At 37.3% G+C, this 15,383-nt stretch carries 16 protein-coding genes; all 16 read right to left on the bottom strand.

Translation table 11 applies throughout. The annotated features are described in order from the left end of the window. Positions 1–9: 9 nt before the first annotated feature. Positions 10–126: a tetracycline resistance determinant leader peptide gene (locus tag VJI94_RS06340; RefSeq protein WP_001791010.1), complete on the bottom strand. Its 117-nt coding sequence runs from the start codon at positions 124–126 to the stop codon at positions 10–12. A 244-nt stretch (positions 127–370) separates the two neighbouring features. Beyond that, on the bottom strand, positions 371–1,306 hold the full coding sequence (locus tag VJI94_RS06335; RefSeq protein WP_001224320.1) for a conjugal transfer protein: 936 nt from the start codon (positions 1,304–1,306) through the stop codon (positions 371–373). Further along, on the bottom strand, positions 1,303–2,304 hold the full coding sequence (locus VJI94_RS06330) for a lysozyme family protein (protein ID WP_000769868.1): 1,002 nt from the start codon (positions 2,302–2,304) through the stop codon (positions 1,303–1,305). Before VJI94_RS06330 ends, VJI94_RS06335 begins: the two co-directional genes overlap by 4 nt. Further along, the gene (locus VJI94_RS06325) at positions 2,301–4,478 is read right to left on the bottom strand and encodes a CD3337/EF1877 family mobilome membrane protein (RefSeq protein ID WP_000804748.1); all 2,178 of its coding nucleotides are present in this window, start codon (positions 4,476–4,478) and stop codon (positions 2,301–2,303) included. Before VJI94_RS06325 ends, VJI94_RS06330 begins: the two co-directional genes overlap by 4 nt. 2 nt (positions 4,479–4,480) lie before the next feature. After that, positions 4,481–6,928, bottom strand: a complete 2,448-nt coding sequence (locus VJI94_RS06320) for an ATP-binding protein (RefSeq protein ID WP_000331160.1) — start codon at positions 6,926–6,928, stop codon at positions 4,481–4,483. Beyond that, on the bottom strand, positions 6,912–7,304 hold the full coding sequence (locus VJI94_RS06315; protein WP_000723888.1) for a conjugal transfer protein: 393 nt from the start codon (positions 7,302–7,304) through the stop codon (positions 6,912–6,914). The genes VJI94_RS06320 and VJI94_RS06315 overlap by 17 nt, the downstream gene beginning before the upstream one ends. A gap of 88 nt (positions 7,305–7,392) precedes the next feature. Further along, complete coding sequence (locus tag VJI94_RS06310; RefSeq protein ID WP_000342539.1) at positions 7,393–7,890, bottom strand: antirestriction protein ArdA; 498 nt, start codon at positions 7,888–7,890, stop codon at positions 7,393–7,395. Between the two features lie 116 nt (positions 7,891–8,006). Next, entirely contained in the window at positions 8,007–8,228 is a 222-nt protein-coding gene (locus VJI94_RS06305) for a hypothetical protein (RefSeq protein ID WP_001009056.1), read from the bottom strand. A gap of 42 nt (positions 8,229–8,270) precedes the next feature. Then, on the bottom strand, positions 8,271–9,476 hold the full coding sequence (mobT, locus tag VJI94_RS06300; protein WP_159162390.1) for a MobT family relaxase: 1,206 nt from the start codon (positions 9,474–9,476) through the stop codon (positions 8,271–8,273). 22 nt (positions 9,477–9,498) lie between these two features. Continuing rightward, complete coding sequence (locus VJI94_RS06295; protein WP_000879507.1) at positions 9,499–9,651, bottom strand: hypothetical protein; 153 nt, start codon at positions 9,649–9,651, stop codon at positions 9,499–9,501. Between the two features lie 2 nt (positions 9,652–9,653). Then, positions 9,654–11,039: an FtsK/SpoIIIE domain-containing protein gene (locus VJI94_RS06290; RefSeq protein ID WP_000813488.1), complete on the bottom strand. Its 1,386-nt coding sequence runs from the start codon at positions 11,037–11,039 to the stop codon at positions 9,654–9,656. A gap of 28 nt (positions 11,040–11,067) precedes the next feature. Continuing rightward, on the bottom strand, positions 11,068–11,454 hold the full coding sequence (locus tag VJI94_RS06285) for a YdcP family protein (protein WP_000985015.1): 387 nt from the start codon (positions 11,452–11,454) through the stop codon (positions 11,068–11,070). Between the two features lie 15 nt (positions 11,455–11,469). Next, positions 11,470–11,784: a YdcP family protein gene (locus VJI94_RS06280; protein ID WP_000420682.1), complete on the bottom strand. Its 315-nt coding sequence runs from the start codon at positions 11,782–11,784 to the stop codon at positions 11,470–11,472. A 416-nt stretch (positions 11,785–12,200) separates the two neighbouring features. After that, entirely contained in the window at positions 12,201–13,076 is an 876-nt protein-coding gene (locus VJI94_RS06275; protein ID WP_324008734.1) for a type II CAAX endopeptidase family protein, read from the bottom strand. A gap of 19 nt (positions 13,077–13,095) precedes the next feature. Next, positions 13,096–13,710: a CPBP family intramembrane glutamic endopeptidase gene (locus tag VJI94_RS06270; protein WP_324008733.1), complete on the bottom strand. Its 615-nt coding sequence runs from the start codon at positions 13,708–13,710 to the stop codon at positions 13,096–13,098. Between the two features lie 617 nt (positions 13,711–14,327). After that, the coding region (locus tag VJI94_RS06265) for a Cna B-type domain-containing protein (protein WP_324008732.1) at positions 14,328–15,383 on the bottom strand (1,056 nt) is incomplete at its 5' end.

Genomic DNA, 15,383 nt, shown 5'->3' with positions numbered 1-15,383 from the left:
TTCCTCCATTCAAAAACCCAAAAGGGCATAAAAATCCCAGTGATAAATACTTTTATCACTGGGATTTTTATGCATAACCATAGGTATACAAAGCATACAGATATTCTCTGGATACTTTAGAATCACATGATAAAGGTATTCTTAAACTGGGTACAAAAAACTAAGCCCTCCTAAAAAAGGACATCCAATTATTTGTTCCCACTATCAAATTGACAGTTTATTTAAGAATACCTTGCCGCATATTTATTAACTCCTTTTAAATAGATACTTAAATAATAGCACGTAAGAGCATATTTGTAAAGGAATCTCCAATTTTTTATCAAAGAGAGTACGTGATTACAAAATAGCTGTAATAATGTACCAATATTTGTTATTCTATAATCTTCCAATTACTCCCGTTCTTTTCAAGTACCAAATCAAATTGAGATACCTGCGTTGCTTTGGTCTGCTGGTCGATATACTCCACTGTCAGCGATACCGTGACTTGATTATCCTTACGATTGTGAATAGGATTTACCAGTTCTTGAAAGATGTACTCTTTTCCGATTGGTTTTAATATCCCGTCATTCACATAGTAGGAAAGTTCACTGGCTGTCGCTGTAGGATAGAGCTTGAAGAACGTCGTTAAAAACTCATTGATTTCATTGGTTGTAATGGAATCAACCGTCCCCTCACTTTCAATGGCTTTTGGTTTATAACTTGATTTCTTAGGTATGTTGGTAATGGTCGGATTCTTAACCAGTACCATATTTCCAGAACCATCTACATAGACACTCACTATATAAGCAGAGTGGACGGTCTTTGTATTTTCTCCCTCTGTAATGAGCTGGTCTACACTGTAGGTTACATTAAACTCATTGTCGCCAGTTGGCTCTACCGTCCATATCTGAAATCCTCTTACAGAAGACGATACAGGAATATCTTTGCGTACTGTATCAACATTGAGAGCTTGAAGTTCATCTGTCAGATAGCCTTTTAGACTTTCCATTCGATTATCAATGGACTTATCGGATTGCTCCCATGAATAGTAGACTTTCGCAAAGTTCTCTACAAAATTTTCTACATGATGAGTATCAACGTATTCCTTTTCTATGATAGTTGTTTCGTGAATAGTATGAGTATCTATAGCTGTAAAGTGCTTGAATATCGCAAAGCTGAAACTAAGCCCTAAAAGTACCCACAAGGCAATCACAACCTTTTTATGAGGATTGACCTTATAGTAGACACGAGGTTTCTTTTCCTTTGGTATCTGTTTTTCTTTATTCTGATTTTTTCTAAATTTCATCATTAAATCTTCCTTTCTCATTGTTTGATTCGTCCTGCTCCCACTAAATGCTGTTGCCAGTAGGGGCTTGTTAAGTCGGCATAACCGATTGGGTCGCCTGCATGAAACATACGGTTATTGCCAAGGTATATCCCAACATGAGTAATATAAGAGCCAGCGTTATAGGTAGAATGAAAGAAAACCAAATCGCCAGCTTGTGCTTCCGATAGTGGGATATGCTGGGTCACATCATATTGCTGTTGTGCGGTTCGTGGTAAGTTAATTCCAGCTTTTCCATACGTCCATTGTGTCAGTCCGCTACAATCAAAAGAAGTAGTCGGGGAAGCTCCACCGTAAACGTATCGCCAGCCCTCATATTTCAGTGCTTCGTCCATGATGGCTTGTACCGTATCATCATCAAACTCTGTTGTGACAAGATACTGCGTTACCAGTTGCACATAAAACATATTGCCATAGTTGTATCGCCAGCCCCCATTGATAGGTATGGCTATGGGATTGGGGTAAGACACTTTTTCGCCACCTGAATACTCTTTTGAGAAACTTTGAGCCAGTTCAAAGGTATATTTATTTCCACGATTAGCCACATACCCTAAGAAACCACCACCATAATTGTAGGACTGGATAACCGATTCTAAATCTACACTGAGCCTTTCGCTACTGGCTAATAATTCACTGAAATACTTCACACCTTGCTTAATGGATTCTTCTGTACTCAATGAATTAGGTGGAAGACCGAGGGATTCCGAGGACTGCATAACATCTTCCGCAGTACCGCCCGATTCCACCTGTATAATCGCAAGAAGTATGTTGACATATTCTTCAACGCCATATTCTTTGGCATATTTTTCTACCATAGGCTTATGAGCCAGCACTTCTGCGGAAACATTCACACCTCCATAATGAATATTGGAAATTCCGCTGTCCTGTTCATCTGAAAATAAAATGGCAACAAACAGAAGCAGTGAGAAGACCATCAAGAATAATCCAGAACCACCAATCACTAAAGTTTTCAACTTCATGGTTTCTTACCGACTTTCTTAATGGTGGCGGTTTTGATTGGTGGTCTACTTCTTGTATTTTGTAGTGGTACTCTTTGAACAGTAGACGGACGTTCTTTTGTGATTGGACGTTGTGAAGTTCTATCTGCTGTAGTGGTTGAAGTTGCTGGCTTTTGAACGGTTTTTTCTTGAACGGTATTGCCTTGGCGTTCCACTTTTGGACTTGAAAAATCGGACTTAACTGCTGGACGCTCTTGTTTGGCTTGTTGAGATTCCTTATATGAAGTCTGAATATTAGACTGTTTTGAGGTCTGTTCATCATGATATTGTTCTTGTCTTGTAGTCGGTCTTTCATGAACAGAAGAAGCAGGCTGTTTTTTCTGTTTGACCTGTTCCATTTCAGAGCGACGCTTCGCAATGGTTTTTCGCCTTTGTTCCTGCTGTTCCTTGCGTCCACTGGCTCTGTCCGCTTTGGTTTGAGAAATACTACTGGTTAAATCACGGACATTCTCTTTTACTTTGGATTTTCCTTGATATACTGCATATCTTGCATTGGTCGGCAAATCTTTAACCTGTTCTTTCAAACCACTAGCAGTGTCTACCATTCTGTCTTTGGTATCAGCTACTGTACCGATGGTTTGACCGATACGTTTTCCAAGTGTTGATTTTTCCTTTCCGTCTGGTCGGGAGTGATCTGCTTGTGTCCTTGCAGAACTCCCCGAACCCGACTGTCCTTTTTTACCTGTAACAATGGCAGACCCAGCCCCTAGAGTAGTCATGGAACGTCCAAGTTTCCGCTGTAGACGGTGCATGTGAGCGTGCATAAGCATACGAGGTTTTCTCATCACACGACTTCCCACACTTTGAGAATCGTTACTCTGTAGAGAAAACATACTCATTAAATCGCCCAGCTTGAAGTAGATTCCTGCAAAGGTCACAATCTGTAGAAAAGCAATCAAAAAGAACGGATAACCAGCCGATAAGGTATAGAGCATGGTTGAAATACTAAATGCTGTCGTAATAATCAATGTGATTCCAGCTCGTGTCAAAATGGTATTAAAGAGCTTTGTTATGGCTCGTTTTGACATACCATCAAATGATGGAATCATGCTTAAAATAAAGCTCACAGGCAGAAACATAGCATAGATGATAAAAAGTACCTGCGAGAAAATCATGATTCCTGTTAATAGGAATACAAATATGGAAATCCCAATATTGAAGACAAATAGGAAGAAGACTGTACCTAAACGGTTAATGGTCTTTGTAATGGTTAGATTGGTATTGCTTCTGTCTTCAATTTCTTCCGCAACAATTTTTTCTCTGTCTTCGCCATTGTTGGAATCTGGGCTGGTGGAGAGCAGGCTTTCCACACGGTCAATACCGATACTTTCAATGTCTGAACTGTTGTATTGAAGCAGTAGCCACGGTTGCTGAACCTGTATGGAAAACAGGCTATCTCTGATTAAGTCCACGCTGTCCTTGCCTTGACTATCGGAATGGGGCATGACAATCTTCGTGCCAAGTGATAAACTGGCATTACTGATGTCTGATGAAAAGTCATTGATTTTTTTAATGTAGTCGGGAGCGTAGGCAATAAAGGAAGCCGATAGGATAAACACCAGCACAAAATTCATAATGGCATGAATTGCCTTTGTGGTTTCTCTCTTTATCAGTCCCGTATAGGCAACATAAACCCCAAGAACCAAAATCAAGAGTAAGAGGAATCCAACATAGAAACCCTCTGTTGAAAATCCGTTTGCACTCACACCAGCTAAGGTCTGCATATTCTTACCAATGGAATCTGCTGTAGCGGAAATGAAGTCTAAGGAATAGGCTTCCTGTACTAAGTAACCTGTCGCATTGGAAACATACAAACTGATTGTCCAAATAAAATTGGTAATGGCATATAGTCCATACATGACCTGTTTTCCAATCCCGTCCGACCAGTTCCACGGAAGCCAGCCCCAGCTATTATCCACATAAAAATCCAGTTGATAGTTTTCAAGTGGGTATCGGCTGTATTCATTTGCCACATTGACCGTATCATCTACCAAGCCCGCAGCTTGAACCACCGTTCCCAGCATGGCTAAAAGAAAAATGGCAATCACAAGTGTGAAAGCCACTGTCATTGCCACTTTACCTAGACGTTTCAGCGTCCAGTTTGATTTTATTCTGTTTACTATTGATGGTTTCACATTTACACCTCTTTTCGCACAGGTGGTCTGGTATCAAAGGCATGGAGCAGTTCTTCAAATACAGGGTGGAACTGTATCACACCGACACGACCATATAAATCACTGATAAGGCATTGCCCGTTTTCCAAATCACGCAATCGCTTCTGATTGTTTTCGTCCTCTGGGTCTACACCAAAAAAGGCTAAGGTCTTTTTAATCTCGTTAAGGTCAGTGGAACGAAATGCAAATTTTAAGCCGAGGTTATTTTTCAGTTTTTCATCTAAGAGGTCGTCTGTATTTTGGGTCACGAAATATACCCCAGCGTTCATAGCACGACCAGCCCGAACCAGCTTCATAGATAGTGTTTTTCCTTGTGCTACCTGTAAAAAGCTCCATGCTTCGTCTAAATCTACAATCTTGAAAATGCTTCGGTCTGTATGGATAAAGTCTAAAGCAAAGGTACTAATGACAATCAGCATAGCAACGGATAAAAGCTCCATAGTGGTATATTCCTCAAAGGAAGTTTCCTTGTCGGGAAGTACCAAGTCCGCAACCTGTATAATGTTCAGTTGTTTTTCTAAGCTGATAGACTGCTCCACATAACCATTACTGAATAATAAATGTGCAAAGTCATAGTCTGTAAAACTTTCGATATGGTCGGCTATACTGGTACTTAGTGGCGTATTCTCAACCCGTAATTCCTCAATCACTTTCATCAACCCTCGTACTTCACTATTGGTTACTGCACGAATGGCTTTTCTAAGGATTGGGAAGCGTTCCCCATCACGAGAGGAAATCCCCGTAAGGAATGTCAGAATATCAATAGCCAGTGATTCAGAATCTTTGGGATTTTTCATAATCACATAAGGGTCAAGTAAGCCTTTGTTTTTCTCATCAGAAGTCAGAGTGACGATATTGATTTCATGGGAAATCTCTGGCAAGGTTTCTTTCCATCTGCCACGTTCTGCTTTTGGGTCTACAATCACTGCTTGTGCCCCATAAAGCACCGCATAATAGACGATAAGGTTATTCGCAAAGGATTTACCACCACCCAGCGAACCAACAAAAGCCGACGCTAACGCATTGGTTACTGAACCCTTAACCCCTTGACTGGCAAGAGCAGGTTTCAGATAGACATTGCGTCCAGTATCTAAGCTGTAGCCAACATAAATCCCCTCATTTTCCCCCAGCATTTGAGTAGCACCAAAACCTAAACCAGCGAGGAAATCAGAGGTCACGTATTGAATATAATCATTCATATAACGCTTGCTGGCAGGTAAAAATTCTTCATGTAAGCCGAGCATATCCCCAAATGGTCGTACCAGTTTTACGCTTAAATCGTCATAAAAATCTTTCACTTCATTACAACGACGTTTGAGTTCGTCAAGATCATTTGCTGATACCCTTACCACATAAGACAGCTTGTACATAGATTCCTTGCTTTGGTCTAAATTGGTTTCCAGCTCATTCACACTTTCCAGAGCTTCCGCCACATTGGAGCTGGTTTCATTATCACTTTGCCAAGCGTGGTTATCCAAGTCTTTCAGTTCTTTCTTTTTATTGCGGACAGTAGATAGGGCTTTACGATTCGCTACAATTTCCACATTCATTGACGTATCAATCGGGAATGTAAATTGCTGTTGCTGGTAGTAGAAGATTTCAGAGGACGGGAAGTCCAGTTCTCCGACAATGCTGTTAATGGTAAAGTAAGCTACATAGACGGTTTCATCTTCCTGCTGGATTTTCAAATATCGCTGTTTTTCTTCCACCAAACAGCGAGTAGGCTTAATCAAGTCATAGTATTTAATCAGCGTTTCATTATCCAGCTTTTTCTTTGATAGATGGTACTCATACTCTTCATAGGCAGTGCCTGTCTGTCCGTAAAGGTGTTCAATCAGATAGCCGAAGTCGTCCTTATCTAACCTGCGGATTTTGAAACGACGAGAGATTTTATTTTCTAAGAGCTTTTCCATCTTCTGAAAACGCAGGATTTCATCATTACTCATACTAACAAAATCGCCCATCAGCTTATGGTTCACATCATAGACAAAATCAGACAAAGCATTTTTTGCTTCAACGGTAAGACTTTTCATAGAAAACTCCTGATCGTTGAGAAGCAACTTAAAGCCGATAAAGAAACGGTAGTTCACTTGATTTTCGCCAATCATGGATATTAAAGCGTCTGTCTGTTGGTCGATTTTGTCATAGGCAACCGCTTTGAGCTTGCCAGTGACTTCATTTTTGGAACGCTCTTGTGCAGAACGTATGCTGGATTCTGTACTGATTTGTAAAGCATGAATTTTGCCATCACGATTTTGTGCGATAAGCTGTCTGAAAGAATCATGCACTTGTATTTTCTGTTCTGGACTTAGAAATGAGTAATTGTAAGGAACAAGCTCATAGTAAGCATAACATTCCCCGTCTTTATTCCAGACGAGATTGTTTTCAATGTATTTAATTGGATATGCCATAAAATTCACTCCTAACTGCTGTAATGGCTTCTTGTGGCTGGTTTCTGCCAAGCGTTACTTTTTTTCCTGCATAGGTCAGCTTTGGTCGCAGTGCATAAGCAATGACAGACTTCAAAAATCCATAAGGCTTTTTACCATCAAAAGTTTTTGTAGACATAAACCATGTGAAAGCCACAGGAATCCCAAAGTATTTGAGAAATGCTCCCTCTATCATGGAAAGAGGGGGCAAGTTGCCAAGTATCATCACTGCAAAGAGTGACACGACAAACCATGTCATTTGCGTAAAGGTTATGGGAAACGGAAGTCTAAAATCATTGATAGAATACAGTACCTTTTCCACAGACCAGATACTGGTATAGCTTCGTATTTTCTTCATGTAATCAATCCTTTCATAAAAAATAGGGGTAGCTGATTGAGCCACCCCGTAAAATAGAAAATCTGCCAGTAGTAATGTACCGACAGATTTAATAGACGATTTCAAAAATCCCATGATTGGTTGAGATAAACGTTCCTGAAAGGTCTAAATCCCGACCATAGGCTTGATAATCAATATAGTTTTGAAGACTAGCTGGTACTTCGCCTAAAGCACCCGTTTCTTCAATGTAGTAGCGTGCCACGTCATACATATCATCACAATCGGAATGAATGATAATATCCTCTTGATGTTCGCTTAGTTCTTCAATGCTTGAAAAATGAGTGAGCAGAGCAGATAGCTCCGATTGTAATTCTTCGGGTAATTCCGATACCATTTCCCATAGTCGATTGAGTTCGCCAATGGAAGTGTATTCGTCAACCGTAAAGGGTAACTCGTAGTCATGAATGGCGTATTCCTCATATTCATCATTCAAGCCGATTTTCTCTTTGACTTCCTCAAAGTCAATGGGAAAGGTAAACCACGCACCGACCAATTCGCCCTCATTGTATTTGCCTAAATTCGCAATATAGACTTGCATATCGTCCATATATTCACGTCCTTTCTTTGTAGAGATTCAAAAATCCCTACCGCACTTCGTTTGGTGTACCATTCCTTTGCGGAACATAAGAAAACCACTTATATTCCACAAAAGAACGGTTTTATTTAAGCACCAATAATGCGATTGAATAGCTCTAGTAAAATGTCTTTTACTCCAGCAGCGTTGAAGACTAAGCCAACCGCAATAATCGCAATAATTAAAAAGCCAATCAGTTTGCTAAACTCACGCTTGAAGCCAAGATACAAGCCAATCACAACGATTGCTAAAAGCACCAGTGATTGAGCGTTTGATAGAAACCAGTTATAAAGGTTTTGTCCAAAATTCATAAAAATGTTCTCCTCTCTATATTCAATGAATTTGTATTTGAGTTATTTTTTTGTTGTTATCACGTCCTGTTCTTTTACTGACTGTTGCTTCAAAATCTGCTTGTGTCGGTCTGTCAGTTTCGCATGGTCGAGAATGTCTTTTACAACCTGCGTCTGGTTGATTTCATCAAGTTTAATCGCAACCTTTAAGGTCGGGGCAACTTGATGAGATAGCCAGTTCAGCGTCCTTTGGAAGGAGTAAGGCTCTGGTTTTGTGGTTAGTTTTAATCGTTCACGATTGTTCCCAATAAACCAAGCCCATTCTTCATTCAGTTTCCAATCAGAACGAGGTTTGGAATCGTCTTTATCTACAAAACGGATATACCGATTGATAATTTTAAAGGCGGTATGCTCTGGATTGTCATAGACGAGTAAATCACGGACTGCATAATAGGCACGCTCATTTTTCAATCGAATCTCAAAACGGTTTTTTACTTCTGCGTCTTCAATGGGAATATCATTTTTCTTGTACTGCTCGTAGTCCTTTTCATAGATACAGAAATAAACTTCACTTTGTAATGAACCGATATAGAGGGTGTTTCCCATACATTCCTTTTCCTCTTTGCGTACCAGTTCGCCACTGCGATAGCTTTTAAAACTGCGGAAGACGGAGATACATTCTTCCTGTTGGCACTTTTCAGTGAGTACAGGGATATTCAAAATCCCTGTCTTATCGTTAATGGCAAGGTCAAGGCGTTTCATCACACCGCCAGCCACCAAAACGTCCATAAAGAACTCATACCAGCTTCTTTGTTGTGCCAGAAGATAGCTTTCAAATTGTCTGCACCCACGACCTTTCAATTCCACCAGAACTCCTTTGTCCAGTTCATGGGAGCAAAGGACGAATATGTCGCCTAAAGCATAATGCTCTGAATAAGAATAGAAACCATAGTCCTCATGAAGAAAATAGGACAGTTTCAGTTGTAAGATGTTTTCGACCACCTGCTGTACGTCTGTTGTCGGAAAGCGAATCCTTACATAATCAAACAGCATTTCAAGGGGAGCGTCGGGATTGAAGCGTTCCATAGCTTCCCAAAGGGACTGCTGTAAATCCTCTGATGGCTTGACTTTTCCTGTTTCAATATCGCTTAGATACTGCCTTGTAATACCAGTCGCAACAGCTAAACGGTTTTGAGATAGTCCATAAGCCAAGCGTTTTTCTTTTAAATGCTGTAACCAAGTTTGTTCATTCAGTAAAAATCCCTCCAATCAAAAAGGCGTATGTCAACTTTTAAAGCCCATTTGACATACGCTGAAATTTTGTAAATCCCTTGTAACCAAAGGATTTTCTAATGTTTTTTTGACTGTTTCCTGTCGATTTGTACCCCCCTGTTAGATACGGGGGGTTAAGTGCTGGCGTGGCTATTGCCACACCAGCCAGCAAGATCAGTCCACACCTGCGACTTCCGCTTCGCACGTCGCCTGCGTGGACTGTCTGCTGTTGGATAACTTTTTAATTTCCTCCAAGAAATCATATCCTTTTGGTACAAGGGGAGTATAAAACTCTGATATGACACTTGTTCCTACATCAACATAGCCACGACCTTTGATTCGCTTTAAGAAGAAATCCTTTTGTACGTCACTGCCAAACATCATGCCATAGCCCATTTCAGACATACGACCTAAAGCCACTCTGAAATTAAACTGATCACGGATTCCGTCGCCTAAATATTTTGCGTCTGGACGTTGACAAGCCAGTATTAGAAAGAAGCCAGCTTGACGACCTAACATGACAATCTGTTTCAGCTTATTCATAACTGCGGTGTTTTCTTTTGTTCCCAGCATTTCCATGAAAGCGACGTATTCATCAAAGATTAAGAAGTGTGCCGGGAGACCTAAGTAAGCATAATTTTTGCCAGTCTTATAGTTCTTCATCTGCTTCATTTCCTCACTACGTTTCATCATTTCTTCATAGAATGTTTCAATGCAAGAAAGCAAGTCTTCTTTTCTATAGTAGACATTTGCCATCACAGAACCTAAGTCCGCAAGGTCAGCATTTTTCGGGTCAAGAATATACAGTTTTGAATCTGTATGAAGCAAGGCTTCAATCAGTGTCAGTATAAAGTAAGTTTTACCGCCACCTGTACCACCAGCAATCAACATATGAGGGAGCTTATCATATTCCCACCATACGTTTTTCATTAAGCGAAGTTTACCATCTTTAGCTTCTACTTCATCAATAGAAATACGACTGGCTATGGTGTCATAGAGCAAAGTATATTCCACATAGGAATCCTTTAACTCTTTATCCGTCAGCTCACAGTACAAGCCACTCTCTAATTTCTTTTCCAAGTGTAAGAGTTGGTCTTGATATTTTCCCAGCGTGATTTCCACCCGTATCTGTATCAAGCCATTTTTAAGTCGATAATACATTTTAGGGAAGTAGGTTATCTTTTCCTTTGTACGACCAGCACTATCTTTAAAGAAACCCTCTGTTTTGACCTGTTCAGATTCATACCACTTGTTTTCAAGTATCATCTTTGCCAGTTTTTGACGGTGGTAAAGTTGTTTAACCGTATCATAGCGAACCCGTTTGAATACAAACGCTACCAGCAAGCAGATAAGAATTGCGACACTGAAACTGATAATTAAATAGGGAATGTCAATCTTATCTGCTTGTGATAGGTTAAAATCCTGCCAGTTGATCTGCTGGATTGTCTTCACATGAAACAGTCCGACAACCAGCAGGAAAACAGGCAGGAGTGACGCTATCGTAAAATGAAAGACTAAATCTTTACCAGATGGGCGAATCCTTTTACCACGCTGTTTCATGCGAAAAAGTCTCCTTTCTACCTAGCGACTATTTGTCTTGTGTCGGTTCTTTCTTTGCTTGTGGTTGAGCTTTGAATGAACTAGAATCCTTTGTCAGCACAATATCGTCTGCCTTGATATACCAGTCAACATCTGCTCCTTGATAGGTGGCAGTAGCAACGGTGTCCGCAATGGGATTGATAAGTTCCACCCGTGCGTTATAATCAAACTCTTTCAAAGGCACGCTGGCAGGAATACTTACTTGAATCATGCGTCCTTGTCCTTTGGATTTTAAGTCATAGGTACGTTCCTTGATTTCATCTGAAACCGACCCGTCTTCATTTTGGATTCTCACTTCACGACGTAGAGCAGAGAATTTCAATTCTCCAAAAGTCGTGTCTTTATCTAATACAATGCCATTTGCTAATCTCATCATTTTTCCTCTCTTTCTTTATTCTTTTATCATGTCGTCAGCATGTAAAAGGTAATTTGTAAAACCACGAGTGCCGATTTTGTAGCCCTCTGCGGTAATACGTGGATTGACTAACTTCACACGTTCCTCAAAGCCGAAATGTTTTTCGCCAGCTTCAGCAGGAAGCACCACCACAATATCATCTGCTCTTTGAACATCAGAATAGAGATTATAGCTTCTTGATAAGACAGTTAGCCGTCCGTTGATTCTTCGCTGAACGACTTTATCCTCGCCAGCAAATTCTAAATTGCCGAATGTTTTTTCCATGTTGGGAATCACAAATTTAAGTTCCATATTTTTACCTATCCTTTCTTTTTTATTGGCTGAATGAATGTTTGATGGTCTTAAAGAGTGGGGAACGACCTTTTGATTCTTGATTTTTTGTTTTCATAAGTTCACTTCCTTTCAAAATCGGGTAAAAAAATAGACACCTCATTTTTTGAAGTGTCTACCTATTAAATATTCAAATTTTATTGGAAGTATCTTTATATCTTCACTTTTCAAGGATAAATCGTCGTATCAAAGCTCATTCATAAGTAGTAAATTAGTAGTAAATTGAGTGGTTTTGACCTTGATAAAGTGTGATAAGTCCAGTTTTTATGCGGATAACTAGATTTTTATGCTATTTTTCACAATAAAAAAAGTTTAGATTTTAAGAAAAATTTTTTCTCTTAAACACTAAACTTTATTAATTGTTAATTTAAAACTACTTATTCTTTATTTTTCTTCGATTTCCAAAGATATAATGCCACACAACAAGCGGTAATCAAAACACAAGAGAAAATCGTTCCTTCTAATCCAAAAATCGGATTATAAGCGAAACTTCCCTTTACTGAGCTCCCAATTTTGAAAATGTAATAAGGGACATTATTTCCACTATTTGGTAATCCTAATAATATACTTTGAGTAAAATTCCACATTGCATGTAATCCCATTACCATCCACAAACTGTCGAAATAATATACAAGCATTGATGCTAAAACCCCAAAAATTAATATACAGTAAAATGGCAAAATCGACATTCCATTATTGAACAAATGTAAAGCCGCAAAGAATAGTGAATTAAATATAATTGCAAAAGCCGGACTATTAGTAGATTTTAATAATCTCTGATACATAAATCCTCTACATAATAACTCTTCTGCAGAAGATTGAACAAAAACTGCGAAAAATAAACCAAAAGCACGAAATATTTCAAATTGACTAAATCGTAAAGTAAAATCTCCATTTATCATGGCAATTAATGCACAGAGTCCATTTAACACAAATCCTATAAATAATCCCCAAAATAGATTTGCCATATTATTTCCTTTAGTCTTTGTTGTTATTTTATCAATAATATAATGATTACTTTTAAAAACGAACAATACAAAAAGAACTCCAATCCATATATCAATGAATAAAATATACATAATAAATGTATAAATATATACATCACCTCTAATTAATCCGGATGTAAATAATCCCTTAACTAACCTAGATATAAATAATCCTCCTATTACTTCGCTTATGAATAAAATTGCATAGCTTATTATACAAATCCACAAGACATTATCATACCATTTTTTATTTTTAATATTTTCCATAATTAACTCCTACATAAAATTATTCTATCAGTTGAAAAGCATAACATATTCCTGAAAAAATATTGGCAACTGCATGTATAAACCAACTTGGTAATATTGAACCATTGGCTTTTTTCTCATTTATATATCCCATTATCCAGCTAATAATTCCTGTAAACAAAATTATTAACATACTTTTTAAAATTCCAATAGCAGAGAAAAACATAATTCCATGAATACAACCAAATAATAAGGATTGAATACCATTGCTTACTATAAATCCAAATTTATTTCCAATTCTTTTTAAAAGAAAGCCTCTAAACAGTATTTCTTCGGGAAGAGAAGTATTAAAAATCGCATAAATCAATATTGAAGGCAAAGACTTTATTCCTAATCCTGTAAATTCCGAAGACGCTATATTCACATTTTTAAGTGAATATAAGATAAAAACAGAGATTATCAAAAATAAAACTAACACCGAAAAAATCCAAGCAAACAGTTTATTTTCTTTTATGTTATTTACTTTTTTCAATCCAATCAATTCAAAAAAATTCATCTTTTTTCTTGAAGTGATTAACCACCATAAAAATGGTATTAATGAAAATATTATAATTTGAATAATACTATTAGTCAATTTTTTCATTAGTAAATCCATAATTACATCTCCCTTCTATTTATCCTTATACTATATATAATACAATTAAAGTAAAAAGTCAATATTATAAATATTAGTAGTTTTGACTATATATAATTGTATATAAAAAGAAATTTACTCAATCAGACCAAAAAGCATAATTCATTAATAAAAGAGCTTTAGGAAATCTCATACTTTTGCTTTAGCAAAAGTAAATGTATCGAAAATACATCAAAAATTTTTTAGTATTTCTTTCAGAAATACTATTGCTTGTAAACAAGCAATAGTTGAGATCTTTCGGCTACGCTCAAGATGACGGATAAGGAAGTACCTTTGTTAGATAGCTTACCGTTACCAGTAAATCAGCTTACGATTTATTTTTAAAAATTATAATAAACAAAATAATTTAAGTCAAAATGCTTGCAAATAAAAGTAAGTCTGACTCAAAGATTGTCCAAATCTTGATTTGGATACAATCGACTGTGGAAATCTCATAATTATACTTGTTTACAAGTACAATTAAACAAAAAAAGTTTAGTAACTAAAACTGAAAAAATCAGTCTTAATTACTAAACTAAATTTAAGCTATCAAATAAATATTTATAATTTTGAATATTTAATCTTAAGCCTATAAAAAATTAAACATCAATTTCATTTTTTACTTTCCTTTTTCTCAAGAATAGTATTATTCCTCCTGATATAGATGAAATTCCTGCATAAATTAAAGTATTTATTCCTATTCCTGTCTTAGGCAATTTTGGTTTTTTAGGAGGCATTGGAGGTGGTGTTGTAGGAATTAAAGTATTAGTCACCTTTATTCCGTCTTTCATATTTCCGGAATAAATTACCTTAAACCACTTACCGTCAAATTTAATTGAATTATTGCTTTCTCCAACTTCCTTTATCGTATATTCGTAAGGTTTTGAATTTAAAATTGATTCGTACGCTTTTAAATCTTTAAATTCTCCTGTCCAGTTGTTCGCTTTGTTTAATTCAAGCTTTTGTCCTGTTGCCTTTCCGTCTCTATACAATTCAACTTCTATTTTGTCCACAGGTGCTGTGATTTTGCTTCCATCTGTTCCTAACCACTCTTTTGTTATTTTTACATTTCTTGTTGGCGGTATCATCGGTGTCCATTTCGGTATTTCTTTGTTTTCTACCTTTATTCCATCTTTCATATTTCCAGAATAAATTACCTTAAACCACTTGCCGTCAAATTTAATTGAATTATTACTTTCTCCAACTTCCCTTATTGTATATTCGTAAGGTTTTGAATTTAAAATTGATTCATACGCTTTTAAATCTTTAAATTCTCCTGTCCAGTTGTTCGCTTTGTTTAATTCAAGCTTTTGTCCTGTTGCCTTTCCGTCTCTATACAATTCAACTTCTATTTTGTCCACAGGTGCTGTGATTTTGCTTCCATCTGTTTTTAACCACTCTTTTGTTATTTTTACATTTCTTGTTGGCGGTATCATCGGTGTCCATTTCGGTATTTCTTTGTTTTCTACCTTTATTCCATCTTTCATATTTCCGGAATAAATTACCTTAAACCACTTGCCGTCAAATTTAATTGAATTATTGCTTTCTCCAACTTCCTTTATTGTATATTCGTAAGGTTTTGAATTTAAAATTGATTCATATGCTTTTAAATCTTTAAATTCTCCTGTCCAATTGTTACTTTTATTTAATTCAAG

Source organism: Parvimonas sp. D9, from assembly GCF_035282565.1.
GTDB lineage: Bacteria > Bacillota > Clostridia > Tissierellales > Peptoniphilaceae > Parvimonas > Parvimonas micra.
This window is presented reverse-complemented; position numbering and strand designations above follow the sequence as displayed.

Bases quoted from the DNA above. Each gene is read 5' to 3' on its own strand.
- VJI94_RS06335 (WP_001224320.1), bottom strand. From the start codon at position 1,306: ATGAGAAAGGAAGATTTAATGATGAAATTTAGAAAAAATCAGAATAAA.
- VJI94_RS06330 (WP_000769868.1), bottom strand. From the start codon at position 2,304: ATGAAGTTGAAAACTTTAGTGATTGGTGGTTCTGGATTATTCTTGATG.
- VJI94_RS06320 (WP_000331160.1), bottom strand. From the start codon at position 6,928: ATGGCATATCCAATTAAATACATTGAAAACAATCTCGTCTGGAATAAA.
- VJI94_RS06315 (WP_000723888.1), bottom strand. From the start codon at position 7,304: ATGAAGAAAATACGAAGCTATACCAGTATCTGGTCTGTGGAAAAGGTA.
- VJI94_RS06310 (WP_000342539.1), bottom strand. From the start codon at position 7,890: ATGGACGATATGCAAGTCTATATTGCGAATTTAGGCAAATACAATGAG.
- VJI94_RS06305 (WP_001009056.1), bottom strand. From the start codon at position 8,228: ATGAATTTTGGACAAAACCTTTATAACTGGTTTCTATCAAACGCTCAA.
- VJI94_RS06290 (WP_000813488.1), bottom strand. From the start codon at position 11,039: ATGAAACAGCGTGGTAAAAGGATTCGCCCATCTGGTAAAGATTTAGTC.
- VJI94_RS06285 (WP_000985015.1), bottom strand. From the start codon at position 11,454: ATGATGAGATTAGCAAATGGCATTGTATTAGATAAAGACACGACTTTT.
- VJI94_RS06280 (WP_000420682.1), bottom strand. From the start codon at position 11,784: ATGGAACTTAAATTTGTGATTCCCAACATGGAAAAAACATTCGGCAAT.
- VJI94_RS06275 (WP_324008734.1), bottom strand. From the start codon at position 13,076: ATGGAAAATATTAAAAATAAAAAATGGTATGATAATGTCTTGTGGATT.
- VJI94_RS06270 (WP_324008733.1), bottom strand. From the start codon at position 13,710: ATGGATTTACTAATGAAAAAATTGACTAATAGTATTATTCAAATTATA.